The sequence below is a fragment of the Vibrio aestuarianus genome (assembly GCF_012395185.1).
Classification (GTDB): domain Bacteria; phylum Pseudomonadota; class Gammaproteobacteria; order Enterobacterales; family Vibrionaceae; genus Vibrio; species Vibrio aestuarianus.
This window is the reverse complement of record NZ_JAAZTU010000034.1, coordinates 1-17,498: the sequence shown is the minus strand read 5'-3', so window position 1 is coordinate 17,498 and position 17,498 is coordinate 1. Positions and strand designations below refer to the sequence as shown.

Annotated in this window: 12 protein-coding genes; 9 read left to right on the top strand and 3 right to left on the bottom strand. The window is 41.9% G+C overall.

Annotated features, from left to right (window positions below):
* The first annotated feature begins 41 nt into the window (after positions 1-41).
* Positions 42-1,103, top strand: coding sequence for a 3-deoxy-7-phosphoheptulonate synthase (locus HGG78_RS14995; protein WP_172533366.1), 1,062 nt, complete (start codon positions 42-44; stop codon positions 1,101-1,103).
* A 15-nt stretch (positions 1,104-1,118) separates the two neighbouring features.
* Positions 1,119-1,601 carry a YajQ family cyclic di-GMP-binding protein gene (locus HGG78_RS14990; RefSeq protein WP_053311577.1) on the top strand — a complete coding sequence of 161 codons (483 nt, stop codon included), beginning with the start codon at positions 1,119-1,121 and terminating at the stop codon, positions 1,599-1,601.
* A 90-nt stretch (positions 1,602-1,691) separates the two neighbouring features.
* Here HGG78_RS14990 and HGG78_RS14985 read toward each other — a convergent pair whose 3' ends face one another.
* Positions 1,692-2,612, bottom strand: a complete 921-nt coding sequence (locus HGG78_RS14985; protein ID WP_172533365.1) for a precorrin-2 dehydrogenase/sirohydrochlorin ferrochelatase family protein — start codon at positions 2,610-2,612, stop codon at positions 1,692-1,694.
* A 458-nt stretch (positions 2,613-3,070) separates the two neighbouring features.
* Here HGG78_RS14985 and HGG78_RS14980 point away from each other — a divergent pair, with 458 nt between their 5' ends.
* The 6 genes from HGG78_RS14980 (at position 3,071) to HGG78_RS14955 (ending at position 8,599) form a co-directional block, all read left to right on the top strand.
* On the top strand, positions 3,071-4,099 hold the full coding sequence (locus HGG78_RS14980; RefSeq protein ID WP_053311580.1) for an amino acid ABC transporter substrate-binding protein: 1,029 nt from the start codon (positions 3,071-3,073) through the stop codon (positions 4,097-4,099).
* Positions 4,100-4,168: 69 nt separating this feature from the next.
* On the top strand, positions 4,169-5,374 hold the full coding sequence (locus HGG78_RS14975; RefSeq protein ID WP_172533364.1) for an amino acid ABC transporter permease: 1,206 nt from the start codon (positions 4,169-4,171) through the stop codon (positions 5,372-5,374).
* A 1-nt stretch (position 5,375) separates the two neighbouring features.
* On the top strand, positions 5,376-6,473 hold the full coding sequence (locus HGG78_RS14970) for an amino acid ABC transporter permease (protein WP_053311582.1): 1,098 nt from the start codon (positions 5,376-5,378) through the stop codon (positions 6,471-6,473).
* 21 nt (positions 6,474-6,494) lie between these two features.
* The gene (locus HGG78_RS14965) at positions 6,495-7,262 is read left to right on the top strand and encodes an amino acid ABC transporter ATP-binding protein (RefSeq protein ID WP_053311583.1); all 768 of its coding nucleotides are present in this window, start codon (positions 6,495-6,497) and stop codon (positions 7,260-7,262) included.
* A gap of 220 nt (positions 7,263-7,482) precedes the next feature.
* Positions 7,483-8,151 (top strand): Bax inhibitor-1/YccA family protein, encoded by a 669-nt coding sequence (locus tag HGG78_RS14960; protein WP_053311584.1) that lies wholly within the window; start codon positions 7,483-7,485, stop codon positions 8,149-8,151.
* Positions 8,152-8,269: 118 nt separating this feature from the next.
* Complete coding sequence (locus HGG78_RS14955; RefSeq protein WP_053311585.1) at positions 8,270-8,599, top strand: TusE/DsrC/DsvC family sulfur relay protein; 330 nt, start codon at positions 8,270-8,272, stop codon at positions 8,597-8,599.
* Positions 8,600-8,629: 30 nt separating this feature from the next.
* On the opposite strand, the gene yccX is transcribed toward HGG78_RS14955, so the two are convergent.
* On the bottom strand, positions 8,630-8,905 hold the full coding sequence (gene yccX, locus HGG78_RS14950; protein WP_053311586.1) for an acylphosphatase: 276 nt from the start codon (positions 8,903-8,905) through the stop codon (positions 8,630-8,632).
* A gap of 267 nt (positions 8,906-9,172) precedes the next feature.
* Here yccX and HGG78_RS14945 point away from each other — a divergent pair, with 267 nt between their 5' ends.
* Positions 9,173-10,366, top strand: a complete 1,194-nt coding sequence (locus tag HGG78_RS14945; protein ID WP_168522263.1) for a class I SAM-dependent methyltransferase — start codon at positions 9,173-9,175, stop codon at positions 10,364-10,366.
* A gap of 97 nt (positions 10,367-10,463) precedes the next feature.
* Here the strand turns inward: HGG78_RS14945 and HGG78_RS14940 are convergent, their stop codons facing one another.
* Positions 10,464-17,486: an Ig-like domain-containing protein gene (locus HGG78_RS14940; RefSeq protein WP_216835622.1), complete on the bottom strand. Its 7,023-nt coding sequence runs from the start codon at positions 17,484-17,486 to the stop codon at positions 10,464-10,466.
* Positions 17,487-17,498: the final 12 nt, after the last annotated feature.

Sequence of the window (17,498 nt, the reverse complement as noted above, 5' to 3'; positions counted from 1 at the left end):
CGCTATCTTTAGCGCTTCGCAATAAGAGTACAGGCTTTAGTATGCCATTAAAAACAGATGAATTAAGAACTCAAGCAATGGGTCCGATGCCAACACCAGCAGAACTTGGAAATGCGCATCCGATCACAAATGATGTTGCTGAGCGTATTGCCAACTCACGTCGTCAAATTGAAAATATCCTCACGGGTCAAGATGATCGTCTACTTGTTATCGTTGGACCATGCTCAGTTCATGATACTGAAGCCGCTTTAGATTACGCACGCCGTTTAAGTTCAATTCAAGCTCAATACGATAAAGAGCTTTTCATTGTTATGCGTACCTATTTTGAAAAACCAAGAACTGTAATTGGTTGGAAAGGTTTAATTACCGATCCAAATTTAGATGGCTCATACGCACTAGAAACCGGCCTTAATAAAGCACGTCAGCTATTACTTGATATCAATAAGCTAGGCTTAGCAACAGCCACTGAATTTCTCGATATGATTACCGGTCAATATATTGCTGACCTCATCACTTGGGGAGCAATCGGTGCTCGTACAACTGAATCTCAAATTCACCGTGAAATGGCCTCTGCGCTTTCGTGTCCGGTTGGTTTTAAAAATGGTACCAATGGTAATATCAAAATTGCTATTGATGCTATTCGCGCTGCACAAGCTTCGCACTATTTTTACTCACCAGATAAAAATGGCCGTATGACAGTATACCGCACCACCGGTAATCCCTATGGTCACGTCATTTTACGCGGTGGCGATACCGGGCCTAATTTTGATGCAGATTCCGTAGCGCAAGCTTGTCAGCAATTGGCCGAATTTGATTTACCACAACGACTTGTTGTCGACTTTAGTCACGCCAATTGCCAGAAGCAGCACAGCAAACAAATCGAGGTTGCTGCTGATATTTGTACGCAAATTAGAGCAGGAAAAGATTTTGTCGCAGGCATTATGGCAGAGAGCTTTATTATTGAAGGCAATCAACCAATGCACGACTTAGATAACCTAACTTACGGCCAATCCATCACTGACCCTTGCTTAGGCTGGGATGAAACAGTGACCATGCTTGATATGCTTGCTAAAGCAATCGCAGACCGCCGCAACTTAAAATAAATATAAGGAACTACCATGCCTTCTTTTGATATCGTTTCAGAAGTCGATAATGTTGAAATTCGTAACGCTGTCGACAATGCAAACCGTGAACTGGCTACTCGCTTTGACTTTAGAAATGTTGAAGCCAGTTTTGAACTCAAAGATGAAACCGTAAAACTCTCTGCTGAGCATGATTTCCAACTGAACCAGATGATGGATATCTTACGCGGAAACCTTGCAAAACGAGGAGTCGACGCAAACTCCATAGATGCCAAAGAAGCTGTTGGTACAGGCAGACGTTGGCACAAAGATGTCCAGTTTAAGCAAGGAGTGGATACCTTAACAGCGAAGAAAGTAGTGAAAGCGATTAAAGATGCAAAGCTAAAAGTTCAAGCATCAATCCAAGGTGATAAAGTACGAGTCACAGGTAAGAAGAGAGACGACTTACAGTCGGTAATCGCACTTATGCGTGAATCGGATATGGGACAACCCTTCCAATACGAGAATTTCCGAGACTAACTAAAAATGCCACCGCATATCGGTGGCTTATTTTTATTCAAGCAATTTGCATACTCGATTGAAGCTTTAAACCTAACGAACGGCTAATAGCTATAAGGTTAAATCTGCCCCTATTAACAGTGTGTAATCTGTTGCCTGCTTAGGCATCAACACACAAATTCGTCGTTTTTCTGCTCTCGCTTGGTTTAATTTTTCTGCAAGCTGCGCTGCATCTTGGAAACTTTCCCTTTCCGCATCCCGACGGACGAGGTCAATAAACTCAAATGGGCAGTTTTCTTCAAAAAATACGATCTCTGCACGCTGCATATAACGGAGCGCTTTAATCGGTAATAGCTCTACATCATCACCAAAATTGATCCATGTACATTGCCCTTCATTATCAATAGGTTGCTTCAAAGCTTGTTGGTATAGCGCCTCCAAATCCTCTCTATTTTTTGCATTTTCAACTTTAGGCTCAGCGAGAAACTCTTCCCAAAACTTACGTCGTTCCGACACAGAAGCTAGCGACTGTTTGATCGAATTTCGCTTAGATGAGCCAAAATCTGCCAATAATGATAAGTTTTGTGGTAACACTGCCTCTAGTGTTTCTCGGATATTGCGAACTAAAACTGGAGATGCTCCCCCACTTGAGATCGCAATTTGAATTCGCCCACGCTCGATCATCGAAGGGGTAATGAAATCACAATACGGTTGATCGTCAACTACATTGACTAAAATTCGAGAATTTTTCGCATCTTTATGCACTTGATGATTCAACGAAGGGTTATCCGTCGTTGCCCATACTTGCAAATAATCGTTAGTGAGTAACTCGGATGAGTAGAAATTTTGCACCCATTGACAACGCTTTTGCTCAACGAGTTCTAACAAGTATGGCTCTATTTTAGGCGATACAATCGTGACAAGAGCGCCAGCTCGGATTAAAGCATCGACTTTTCGACACGCAACTTCACCACCACCAACAACCAACACCGGTTTATCGTTCAAATTTAGAAACAGGGGAAAATACTGCATTTCATTCCATGAATAAAGTAAATAACTATTCGCTAGATGCTACCAAAAATAGGGCAACGACGACACCAAAGATCCACTGCAAAATAATTATTGACTAAATTTACAACAAGTTCTAGTGAAAAACTCCACAGCCATCTAATGATACAAATGTTAATTTCATATTAAAAGATAAAGATACTGCTTCCATCTGTTGCCCTACTCTTGGTCACTGTTGCACTATTTACATTCACTTAACATTTAGTCATTCTAACCGCAGCTTAGGTTTGTGACTCTAATCAAAAATCTTTTCAAATTATGCATTTGAGAAAATACAAATCCTTATCTACGCTTATAAACGGTTGATTTATAAATGTGCTTTTATGTGCAAACACAGCCAAATGAAATAAGAAACACAATATTTTTACTACGTTGTATCAGGTGTCACCTGGTTTAACATGGATCATACAGGAAGGATACAAATGGCGAATAAACTAACACTTCTTGCTTCAGTTGTAGCGGCTTCTACTGCCATGATGGCGACAACAGCTTCTGCTGCAGACAGCACCCTAGATAAAGTTCTTTCACAAGGCGTTTTGACTTGTGGCGTAAGTACTGGTCTACCGGGCTTCTCAAACCCAAACTCTAAAGGTGAATGGGAAGGAATTGATGTTGAATATTGTCAAGCACTTGCAGCTGCAGTTCTTGGTGACAAGTCAAAAGTAAAATATGTGCCACTAACCGCTAAAGAACGCTTTACAGCACTTCAGTCCGGTGAAATCGATGTTCTTTCACGTAACACAACATGGACTTTACAACGTGATAGCGCCCTAGGTCTTAACTTCGTTGGCGTAAACTACTACGACGGTCAAGGCTTTATGGTTAAAAAAGATCTTGGTATCAAGAGTGCCAAAGAACTTGATGGTGCGTCTGTTTGCGTTCAGTCAGGTACCACAACAGAGCTTAACTTAGCCGATTACTTCCGTAATACCGGTATGAGCTACAAGCCCGTTGTATTTGATACTGCCGCTCAAACTTCGAAAGGTTTCGACGCGGGTCGTTGTGATGTGTTAACGACTGACCAATCAGGCCTATATGCTCTTCGCCTAAATTTACAAGACCCTAATGTAGCGGTTGTACTTCCGGAAATTATTTCTAAAGAGCCTCTTGGTCCAGTAGTACGTCAAGACGATGACAAATGGTTCAACGTTGCAAAATGGACGTTGAATGCAATGATTAACGCTGAAGAATACGGCATCACGTCTAAAAATGCTGATGAAATGCTCAAGTCAAATGATCCAAACATCAAACGTATCCTTGGCCTTGATGGACCTAAAGGTAAAGGTTTAGGTATTCGTGATGACTGGGGTTACCAAATCGTGAAACAAGTTGGTAACTACGGTGAAAGTTTTGAGCGCACCGTTGGTACTGGCTCACCACTGCAAATCTCACGTGGTGTAAATGCTTTGTGGAACGCTGGCGGCTTTATGTACGCTCCACCACTCCGTTAATAGTGAAACAAACCCAAATGGGCGGTTTCGGCCGCCTTTTTTAGAAAATGGATTTGAGGTTATAGTTGTATGAAACCTACTAATACTATTGCGGCTAAGTCTGAGGCTCCCTCGGCGAAAAGCGCAAACCTGTTCTATAATCCCACCTTTCGATCAGTCGTATTTCAAGTCATTGCAGTATCGGCATTGGTCTTTTTCTTTTATACCATTGTGTCAAACGCACTTTCCAACTTAGACGCTCGCGGTATCGCGACCGGCTTTGATTTTTTAGATCAAGAGGCTGGCTTTGGGATTGGCCTAACTCTTGTTGAATATGATGAAACATTCTCCTATGGACGCACCTTTGTTGTTGGTCTTTTAAATACGGCTTTGGTTTCCTTGCTTGGTGTTATTCTAGCAACCATCCTTGGTTTCTTTATTGGGATTGCTCGTTTGTCATCGAACTGGCTGGTGAGTCGATTAGCTGCTGTATACATTGAAACATTCCGTAATATTCCTTTGCTGTTACAAATTTTCTTTTGGTATTTTGCCGTTTTACAAGCACTGCCTTCACCAAGACAAAGCATGCAGTTAGGAGATTCAATTTTCCTTAACGTTCGAGGCCTATTCTTTCCCTCACCAGTTTTTGAAGCAGGCAGTTCAGCGATATTTTTTACCTTCATCGCCGGGTTGATAACTTCAATCATTATTGGTATATGGGCTAAAAACAGACAAAGTTTAACCGGCCAACAAACACCAATGGGCAGGATAATTTTCGCTCTGTGTGTCATTTTACCAGTCGTTGTTTATTTTATTATGGGTCGACCTATCTCTGCGGAATATCCCGCACTAAAAGGGTTCAACTTCCAGGGTGGTATAAGTATTATCCCCGAATTGGCCGCTTTACTTGTCGCACTTAGTATTTATACAGCCGCCTTCATCGCTGAGATCGTTCGTTCTGGTATCAATGCCGTCAATCACGGTCAATCAGAAGCAGCCATGTCTCTTGGCTTACCAAGATCAAAAACATTGAAACTGGTTGTGATTCCACAGGCACTACGCATCATCATCCCACCGTTAACCAGCCAGTACTTAAACTTAACGAAAAACTCATCGTTAGCTATGGCAATAGGTTATCCAGATTTAGTATCTGTTTTTGCAGGAACAACACTCAACCAGACTGGGCAAGCCATTGAAATTATCGCGATGACGATGGGGGTTTACCTGACACTAAGCTTGGTTACCTCAGCGTTAATGAACATTTATAACCGTAAAGTTGCTTTGGTGGAGAGATAAGATGAAAGTACATCAATTTCAGCCTAGCCTTCCGCCTCCTGCTAATACTGTTGGTCTGGTCGGTTGGTTACGAAAAAACCTTTTTAACAACGCCGTAAACTCGGTTCTTACATTAGTCCTCGGTTATATAGCTCTATCCTTGATTTGGTATGTCTTTAATTGGGCAATATTCAATGCCGATTGGATAGGCAGTACACGTAATGATTGCACTCGTGACGGTGCTTGTTGGGTGTTTATCAGTGTTAGATGGGATCAGTTCATGTACGGCTTTTACCCTGAAGCTGAACTTTGGCGCCCTCGCCTTTTCTATTTCACACTAGCGATTTTCACTGTACTACTTGCGTATGAAAAAACGCCTAAAAAAACATGGATATGGTTATTCTTTGTCAATATCTATCCATTTATGGTTGCAGCTTTGCTGTACGGTGGTTTTTTTGGATTAGAAGTTGTTGATACGCATAAGTGGGGTGGCCTACTCGTAACATTGATCATCGCTTTAGTCGGTATTGTGGTGTCATTACCAATCGGTGTTGCCTTGGCTTTAGGTCGTCGTTCAGACATGCCAATTATACGTAGCTTATGTACTGTATATATTGAAGTTTGGCGTGGCGTTCCTCTGATTACTGTACTGTTTATGGCGTCGGTTATGCTACCGCTTTTCCTTTCCGAAGGCTCAGAAACCGACAAGCTGATCCGCGCACTGATTGGGGTCGTCATGTTCAGTGCGGCTTATATGGCTGAAGTGATTCGTGGTGGCCTACAAGCGATACCAAAAGGTCAATATGAAGCAGCCGATGCGCTTGGCTTGAGCTACTGGAAAAAAATCAGTTTAATTATTTTGCCTCAGGCGCTAAAAATCACCATTCCATCAATTGTGAATACTTTCATTGGTTTATTTAAAGATACCAGTTTGGTACTCATTATCGGTATGTTCGACGTTTTAGGTATTGGACAAGCAGCAAATACTGACCCTGAATGGTTAGGCTTTGCGACCGAAAGTTATATATTTGTCGCGTTAGTGTTCTGGGTGTTTTGTTTTGGTATGTCGAGATACTCGATATGGCTCGAAAACAAACTCCACACTGGTCACAAACGATAATTAAGAATTCAAGGACGTATTATGACGCAACAACACAAACTAGCTCCCTCTGAAGAAGTCATGATTCAGATTAATGATATGAATAAATGGTACGGAGAGTTTCACGTACTGAAAAACATCAATCTAACGGTGAAAAAAGGCGAAAAAATCGTTATTTGTGGCCCTTCCGGCTCAGGTAAATCGACCATGATTCGCTGTATTAATCGACTTGAAGAGCATCAAAAAGGTCAAATTATCGTTGCAGGCAATGAGTTAACTGAAGATTTAAAAAATATCGAAGCCGTTCGCCGCGAAGTCGGCATGTGTTTTCAACACTTTAATTTATTCCCTCACCTAACTGTATTGGAAAACTGCACCCTAGCTCCTATTTGGGTCAAAAAAATGCCTAAGGGCGAAGCCGAAGCTATCGCAATGAAGTATTTAGAAAGGGTGAAGATCCCAGATCAAGCGGACAAATATCCAGGTCAACTGTCTGGTGGTCAGCAACAACGTGTTGCCATTGCTCGCTCATTATGTATGAACCCACAAGTCATGTTATTTGATGAACCAACATCGGCGCTTGACCCAGAGATGGTTAGGGAAGTACTGGATGTAATGGTCGAGTTGGCTGAAGAAGGCATGACTATGCTTTGTGTGACGCATGAAATGGGCTTTGCTAAAGAAGTCGCCGATAGAGTTATCTTTATGGATGCGGGTGAAATCATTGAAGAAAACAACCCAGTTGAGTTCTTTGAAAACCCACAATCAGACAGAACACGAAACTTCCTTTCTCAAATTCTGCATCATTAATTAACAAGCTTTGATTGCCAATTACTAACCAATTGATAAAAGAGGTGTTTTTCACCTCTTTTTCTTTTATGTTAACCGACACATCATGTTACACATTCATTAACATGTCCGTGACTATTTTTACTATTATGGAACGAAAGAAATGGTACATCGGGCTTGATTTATGGAACTTTCAGCCCCATAAATGTACTTAAAGACATAAACCCTTACGAGGAAGATTATGAACAGCCCTATGTTTACTCGCTCAGCAAGTTTAGAGAGCACATTACAAACGAATAAAGTATTGAAGAATACATACTTCTTACTTTCAATGACGCTAATGACCAGTGCTATTGCAGCAATGGCTACCATGGCTATGCAAATATCATCAATGATGGCGTTAGTTATGCAACTAGCCGCCATCGGAATCCTTTTCTTTGTGATGCCTAAAGCAGTTAACTCTTCTTCAGGTATCGTTTGGACGTTTGTATTTACTACATTAATGGGTGGTGCCTTGGGGCCAATGCTGAACCATTATGTGGCGATTCCAAATGGTCCAAGTATTATTGCTCAAGCTTTAGGTTTGACTGGCCTAGTTTTTATGGGTCTATCCGCTTATACCATAACGACTAAAAAAGACTTTTCATTCATGAGAAGTTTCTTAATGGCTGGTCTTATCATCGTTATTGTTGCGGCACTTATTAATATCTTTGTTGGCTCAACAGTAGCTCAACTTGCTATTAGTAGCATTTCAGCGCTCGTATTTTCTGGCTTTATTTTGTTTGATACAAGCCGTATCGTGCGAGGTGAAGAAACTAACTACATCAATGCAACTATCTCAATGTATTTGAATATTTTGAACCTGTTTATCAGCTTACTGAGCATTCTAGGTATCATGAACGACGACTAATCTAGCCGTTTAGAAAAAGCCCGGAAGCGAACGCTTTCGGGCTTTTTACTTTCTAAATAGTTGAGATCAGCCATACCGTGATATACCCTAGCGGCAAATCGTTATTTGAGGAACTCACATGTTCGAATACAACGGTAAAATCATCGAAACTGACGCTCAAGGTTACCTGCTTGACCACACTCAGTGGGAAGAAGGCATGATCCAAATTTTAGCTAATCATGAAGAGATCGAATTGACGGATGCGCATTTAGAAGTCATTCACTTTGTTCGCCAATTTTATGAAGAATTTAATACGTCCCCTGCTGTACGCATGCTTGTAAAAGCCATGGAAAAAGCACACGGACCAGAAAAAGGTAATAGTAAGTATTTGTTTAAGCTATTTAAACAAGGCCCCGCTAAACAAGCAACCAAACTAGCAGGCCTGCCTAAACCCGCGAAGTGCTTATAAGATATATACGATAAGGCTCACTAAATAGCCTTATCGTATTTCAAAACCTTTAAAACTTTCAGAAGCAAAACCACTTTCACGCATCACAAACTCAACCTGCGCTGTCTTTGGTCCTTGTTTAATCCATTGGTAAAGCTGTTCTATGTTGTCGCTATCTCCAACGGCTATCACTTCTACATCACCATTATTTAAATTTTTAGCGTACCCTGTTAAACCTAGTTTCAAGGCATAATGTGCTGTATGGTAACGAAAACCAACCCCTTGCACTATTCCTGAGACTACAAATTTATCGCATTGCGTCGCCATGAATACCTCGCTATCTCATCTAAACCATATACATTGGTAATTTGAACCTAAACCCAACAAACCTATCATTTATTTAATATTATGGAATAGATAAATGCTCTTTGAATTGATAGATATCCCATTGATTAAAAATCGTAATGAATGATGACTTTTTAAGATCAAGTAATTAGCAATCCAACATATAGCGTATCTCCGTTTCTTTATTTGCTTTCCATAACCTTTTCTATGAAAATACGCCCCCATTTTGAATATTTCATCGAGTAACCTATGACACCTGCAATTTATCTAGTAAAAGGCCGAGAAAAGTCTTTACGCCGTAAACATCCTTGGATTTTCTCGAGAGGAATCAATAAGGTTGAAGGTGAACCTGGCCTCGGTGAAACGGTAGATGTACTTACCCATGACGGCCAGTGGTTAGCTAAAGCAGCCTATTCCCCCACCTCTCAAATTAGAGCGCGCGTGTGGAGCTTTGACAAAAGAGAAATTGATACGGATTTCTTTGTTCAACGAATCAAAGACGCTTTACTAGTACGTGAAGATATTATCGCGCGAGATGGCTTGACAGGTTTTAGACTTATTGCTGCTGAATCAGATGGCTTACCTGGGATAACCATCGATAAATATCAAGACTACCTAGTTTGCCAACTACTTAGTGCTGGTGCCGAGTTCCACAAATCCTCGCTCGTTGATGCCCTTATCCAAGTTTTCCCTGAATGCAGTATCTACGAGCGCTCAGATGTCGCGGTGCGTAAAAAAGAAGGTCTTGAAGAAACAACCGGTGTGCTTCACGGTCAAGAACCGCCAAAATCAATCATCATTGAAGAAAATGGGGTAAAAATAAGCGTCGATATTATTGGTGGACACAAAACTGGTTTCTACCTTGATCAACGAGATAGCCGCCAAAAATCTTTAAAATATGTTAAAAATAAAGAGGTTCTTAACTGCTTTTCCTACACGGGAGGTTTTGGCCTATACGCCCTAAAAGGTGGTGCACAGCGTGTTATCAATGCCGACGTATCTCAGCCAGCACTAGATACCGCTAAATATAATGCTGAAATTAACAATTTTGATATTTCTAAAAAACGAGCCGTTTTCCTGAATGCCGATGTTTTTAAATTGCTACGTGAGTACCGTGATCAAGGTACACAATTTGATGTGGTCATCATGGACCCACCAAAATTTGTATCGAGCAAAAATAACTTAACGTCAGGGGCAAATGGTTATAAAGATATTAACATGCTCGCCATGCAAATTTTAAAGCCAGGCGGAACACTGCTTACCTACTCATGCTCTGGCTTAATGGGAACCGACCTATTTCAAAAAATAATTGCTGATGCCGCCTTGGATGCAGGCCGCAGCGTTAAGTTTGTAGAGAGATTCGAGCAAGCTGCCGACCACCTTACAGATTCAGCCTATCCTGAAGGTTTTTATTTGAAAGGGTTTGCTTGTAAGGTTTTATAATACCAAGCACAGCAAACAACTATTCACTCTAGCAGTAACCAAAGATATCCAGACAACATAAAAAACCGGAGCCCTTTCAAGCTCCGGTTTTCTTATTTTAATCCTTTAAATGATTTAAGTTATCCATCAAATTAGAAGTAATGTCGACGGCGGATGCTCCATCGAAATCAATAGTGAGTTTTTCACCACCTTTACTGACGCTCAAGGTCGCAGCCGAGTTATCTTGGGTAATAATCACGTCGACACCATTTACATGGCCTTCATTATCTCCAGAACTCAAATCGTTAAGCAAAGCCGTAATATCGTCTTTTTCCATATCAGAGAACAAATCAGACAGATCTAACTGATCACCTTCCGCGGCATTGAAATCTATCACTCTGTCAGTCGCCGTATCCATATCAACCCATTTGAAGATATCAGCACCTTCATCACCAGTTAGGATGTCGTTACCATAGCCTCCAATTAAGATATCATCACCGGCTCCACCAAATAGAATATCATCACCTAAACTACCATCCAATACGTCGTTTCCTTCATGACCAAGGATAATGTCATGATTATCTGTTCCTCGAAATTGGTCATCCCCAGTAGATGCATTAAATGATGAAGTTGTTGATGGATTGATTTCTCCATTATGGTTAACGTTAAGCGTAACGAGTTGTTCTGATTCAATACCCGCTGCATTTTTCACAGTAATTAATACTTCAAATGCAACTGACTTACCAGATTCAATGGTTGGTGCACCTTGATTTGGTTGGAAGAAGTAAGAACCATCTTGTCCAATTCGGAAATCACCATATTGAGTCTCAACAACAAGCTCTTTACCTATATTATCAACAAGAAAATCTAACCCAGACGGTTGATTTTCTATGTTACCATTACTGTCTATTGTCTGAAGTATCTGAGCCTTAGTCGCATCAATCACAACTTCATTTGCATCCATACCAGATATTGCAAGTAATAGTGAACCTATGTGGCCGATAGTTGGGCGCAGTTGTGGTAGTGTCGCTTTTATTTCAGAGTCTGGGATGAATACCACTTCCCCATTTGCACCTGCCAACTCGTTTAGACCCGATTTAGGGATACTATCTTCACTTCCGACACCAACCGCTGTTACTAGCTTGCCTTCAATAAACTCATTCCATAGTTGGTTAACCTGAGAACTCCAACCACTGTTATTTTCTCCATCACTAATGACGTAAATTACGTCATTAGTTTGACCAATTATATTTGAAGGGAATTGACTATCTTTATATCCATTCATGATGGCATATACAGCTTCTTCATAATCAGTACCACCTTCAGGGTCAAACAAGCCTGAGTAGCTATTACCGTTTGCCTTATCCATTCCTTTTATGACATCCCGTAGCAAAGCAAGTGCATTGTCCACCGTATACCAACCTAATGAAACAGCGTGACTATCAGATTTTTCAGTATATTGGTTATCAAAGTCCACTAACTGGACTAGTGCTTTATCTGAGCCTTGTTGAGATTGAACATTTTCCAATAGCGAAATAGATGCTTCAAGTACCAACTCCATTCGAGTTTTGTGTCTATCCGGGTCATCTTGATCTAAGTCACTGACTAGTGGTTTTGTATTCATACTTCCTGATGAATCAAGAGCTAGTGTAATAAGAGTTGTAGGAACCGCTCCTCCCTGATCGGCATTGACATCACTGCTTGATGCTACATTAACTGTTGTGCTTGCACCTAAATCAGAATCGGCAAGAGCAGTCTCTTTCGCCACTACAGTAACATCAACATCCAGTGGGTCTGCTGATGAATAACGCACTACGAGGTTATCGTAATTGATATGTTGAGTTGCTATACCTTGAACATCAATAATCCAAATGTGCTCCCCATCAACCTCCTGGAAACGACCTAGCACTTCACCTGTATCTTTGTTGATAATTTTTGCATCATCAGGAAGACCGTTGATTTGAATTTCATCGAGGAATTCACTGCTATCTCTATCTGCCAAAGATGCTGCAAGATTAAATTCAGTTTCTGCTTCTTGAACAACGGTATAGGTACCATCTTGATTAAGCTCGACTATGGCATCAGCAAAGATAAGGCGTTCAATTTCGTAAAGATGCTCGCCTTCTGAATATGGATTGTTGGTATTCTGAGTATCATGTTCATTACTGTCACTAACATGCCAATACGGTTTTGATGAATTCCCGTGATTATTGTAAAAATCAAGAGTGTAGTCAGCGAGATTACCGCTATATACGACCGTATCTAGCCCTAAATCAGTTGCAGAGCCGTTTCCGCCAAAAATAGCATCATTGCCAGCCCCACCGATAAAGATATCATTACCTGTTGTTACCCAATCTTTACCATTCCAATAAGCTTGTTCACCGGATAATGAATCACCATCATTAGTACCAATAATAATGTCATTTAAGCCGGAACCAACGATATTGGCCCCCATAAATGAACCATTTAAAGACTGCCCAAGCTCATTTAACTCTTCTGCTGTAAATGTCGTAGAAGAGTCTGCATTAACCAACTTTAGATGTAATTCGCTACTCAAAGATACATTATTGTTAATTGTATCCCCGAATACTGCCGTAACATTTGGCGCGTCAGCAACAGGCTTAACCTCTATCGTTAAGGTATCTGTTTTACCTGTATTCGTTGTATATACAATCGTCGGTACTGTTCCAGACCAATTCTGCGTTGGCTCAAAGCTAAAGTTACCGTTAGCACTAACGACCAAAATACCTTCATCAATCTCTATAAACTGACCAGCCTGATGCTCTTGACCTTCAACGGAGATTTTAGTGATACTCAACGCATCATCTTCATCACTATCATTGAGAAGTACATTACCCGTGATAACTTGATCTTCGTTGCCACTATAATGATCGCTCTGTGTAACCGTCGGAGACTGTTCATGTACAACCACATGGATATCTTGTGTCGACTGAGCTTGATCACCATTCGCTTTTTCTGTGCTGGTCGCAGTAACTGTGATGGTAAAATCATCATGGCTACCCAGTGGCGGTGTTACCACTAATGAGTCAAGAGACCAATTTGAAACATCAACATTACCTTGAGTACTGATCGTAACACTATGTGTACCATCACTGATTATTGCTCCTTGCGGTAAACCACTGAGTAAGATAGCCAGAGACTCTGAACCATCAATATCACTCAGTGAAGCATCAATCTCTGAGAGAGGTATTGCGCTATCTTGTCGACCTTCATTAACCTGGTAAACATCGTAGTACTCTACGCCATTTTCATCGACTTGCAGTCCTGAAATTCTTAGCTCAGAAGCTTCTAAAGCATCAACATTAGTAACTATAGAAAGGTTACTATTACTTAAATTTACAGCAGATTGATTATCAATAGAGACATTAACATCAAAATTACCTTGTCCATTCTGATTATGGTGATAGATAGAAATTGGATAATAACCGGATATTTGTGGAGTAAATTCACTACCGATGATCTGCCCGCTAGAAACGCCCCAACGAGCCTGATCAACCAACTGCCCACCAATTGTAATCGCAAGGCTATCATCACCTCGTCCCACGAAATCATAACTGGTACCAGCTTCAAGATAAACTAGACCTGTTAGGAGAACGGCTTGGTTAGGTGATGTTGCATTACTTGCACTATCTTCCGCATTTGCAGTGGTACTCTGACTAGCTACCGATGCGTCTAGGGCAGATAAGTGTGCGATAAGCTCAGCTCCAGAGACTCCATTACCAAGACCATACTTAGCAGCAATTACGACATTATCCCAAGTTGATACGTTAAATACCTGTTGCGGTAACACAAGATCAGGTTCAACAATATCTAAGTTGGGAGCATCCGCCACTGGTTTAATATCAATGATTAAGGTTGATTCTGTAATGCTATTAATCTGACCATCTGTTGCTTTAAAACCAATATGAACATAATCATTATTCTGATCTCCAATGCCTGATTCATTGTAGACATCACTACCTGATTCATTAGCAGCAGGAATGAACCTTACTTGATTCGAATCGAACGTCGCTTTATCGAGGGTTTGCTCTTCCTGTACTGGCTTCCAACCATTATCACCATCTTTATATTCGAGAATACCGTTAATTGGTAGCGACGTGATTATTACACCAAGAGCAGCTTCTGCAGAATCAACATCTGATACACCAAGAGACGCCCACTGAATATTGGTAACTGAATCTTCTAGAGCATCAACATTTCCACCCGCAGCTGTAGGTGCATCGTTAACCGGATTAACGGTAAACTCAAACGTACTATTTACTGGTTCACTGTTGTCTTCATTGCCATCTTCAACATTCACACTAAACGAAGCAGTTAAGGTTTCAGAACCATCATGAACAAAGGTCACTAAACCGGCTTGAAGCTGGGTTCCCGTGAAAATAGTAGCTTCCACACCATCAACATAAACCAAGCCGCTGCTTAAATTACTAATGGTAAATACAACGCCATCTGCATTGTCGTCGACATCTTTAAAGCCTAAATCAGCAGCAGTAAGAGTATATGTCCCCGCCTCATCCATGCTTGCACTCAGATCACCAGTAAGCTCAGGTGCATCGTTAATAGAATTTACAGCCACTTCCACAACAGCAGCAGAGGAACCTTTTTGGCTATCCGTAATCGTGTAACTGATCGTCGCTTTACCTGTGAAGTTTTCTGCTGGCGTAAACACGACTTGATTATTAACAATACTAACCGAACCTTGTTCAGCAGGGACTATCGCAGTAACGGTTAATGCATCATTATCCGCATCGCTGTCATTACCTAAAACATTAATCGTGATCGTCTTATCTTCATCAGTCGCAACATCATCATTTTTTGCCACTGGTAATGTATTGACACCAAGTGCATCACTATCTTTAAACTCAATACCACTATCTTGACCCGGATATTGAAGTTCGGCAGAAATCGTTAATTCATCACCTTCAATATCCGAAGTTAAAATGCTCTGAGTGATTACTCCTGCGGCAATATGTGAAGCATTAAGTTCTATAGACGTTTGATTCCCTTCGATAACAAGTAATAAAGTAGCACCAACAATCGCACCAATCGGAAGTTTGACAGTGAATCCAACGCTGTCTCTATTACTGTCAATAATCTCGTCATTGTCTCTTTCGAGAGTGACTATTGGAGCGAAGAGTTCAGAGAAGCTCTTAGTACCGTCTGTAAATTTAAACTGCTCAAACTCGATAAAGGTATTAACGTCACCATTATTTTCAGTAATAGTCACAGAGCCGTCGCTGTTAAGCATAAATGTTGCTGCATCAGAAGCGAAATTAAACTGAGCGGTATCAGTCCCTGCACCACCATCAGCCACTAACATATCGTTAGCATCATCTTGGTCGACTTTCAGTAAATCATCACCCTTACCAAGTAAAACGAAGTCATCCGTCACCTCTGAAAGAGCCGGATCATAAGTACCATGGTAGTAATGAACAATTTTCGATGCTTCACTGGTATTACCAAAGGGGTCGGTTTCTTTAGCATACAGGAACTCGTTATCATTCAATGGAATCGCAGCTTCATTCGAAATATCCAAAGTCCAAGTAGGTTTAGGATTTCCATCAACAACTTGCGCAGTTCCAATAGAAACATAATTGCCGTTGGCATCTTTAGCAAACACTTCAATGGTATTGCCCGGCTCACTACCAGTACCATGTAAAGTGACAGTCGAGTAATCTGAAGCGACAGAGTCATCCGTCACCTTAGTTATCGTCGGTGAATCAGGTGCAATGACATCAAAGAAGTACGGCTCAGTTGTAGTCGCTACAGTAGTGTTACCTGCAGTATCTGTAACCGTTAGTTTGGCTGTTAGAATTGCACTACCTTCAGTGATATTTTCTGGAATGAGATCTGAACCTTTGACTATAGATTCAAACTTGTAACCAATTTGGTTATTACTACTATCTAAATGTGGGACGTTTGACACAACACCAGAACCGATCAATTTATTACCGATGTAAAAATCAATTTTGTCACCTGGTTGAGCATCTTTATTCGCAAAACCCACAACTAGAACATCACCATTTGCCTCTGACGCACTAATTCTATGATCTTCTGCAATATTGAGAATATCGATTTCAGCTAGGACAATGGTATCCACTTTCGCGTTGTCGCTGCCTGGTAGAGACACGTTGCCGTCGCTGTCGGTCTGCGTTGCATCGACCTTGATGCTTGCGCCCTCGGCCACGGTTTCTGTCCACGTGATGGTGCCATTGTTGTAGCTGTAGTTGCTGTCGCTTATCTCGCCGTCTTCATTCAGGCTCAGCGTCACTGTGCTTGCGCTGCCACCATTGCTGATGGTCAGTGTCACTTCACCGCCTTCAACCAACTCGGCGTGGTTCACGTCAACCTTCACTTGAACCTGGTCATTACCCAGCTCGTCTTTGTTGATCACGCCATCGTCTGGATTGTTGTCATCCACGATGCTCACGCTTGGCGCACCGGCGTCCGCCGTGGTATCCACTTTCGCTTCGTCGCTGCCTGGTAGAGACACGTTGCCGTCGCGGTCGGTCTGCGTTGCATCGACCTTGATGCTTGCGCCCTCTGCCACGGTTTCTGTCCACGTGATGGTGCCATTGTTGTAGCTGTAGTTGCTGTCGCTTATCTCGCCGTCTTCATTCAGGCTCAGCGTCACTGTGCTTGCGCTGCCACCATTGCTGATGGTCAGTGTCACTTCACCGCCTTCAACCAACTCGGCGTGGTTCACGTCAACCTTCACTTGAACCTGGTCATTACCCAGCTCGTCTTTGTTGATCACGCCATCGTCTGGATTGTTGTCATCCACGATGCTCACGCTGGGCGCACCGGCGTCCGCCGTGGTATCCACTTTCGCTTCGTCGCTGCCTGGTAGCGACACGTTGCCGTCGCGGTCGGTCTGCGTTGCATCGACCTTGATGCTTGCGCCCTCGGCCACGGTTTCTGTCCACGTGATGGTGCCATTGTTGTAGCTGTAGTTGCTGTCGCTTATCTCGCCGTCTTCATTCAGGCTCAGCGTTACTGTGCTTGCGCTGCCACCATTGCTGATGGTCAGTGTCACTTCACCGCCTTCAACCAACTCGGCGTGGTTCACGTCAACCTTCACTTGAACCTGGTCATTACCCAGCTCGTCTTTGTTGATCACGCCATCGTCTGG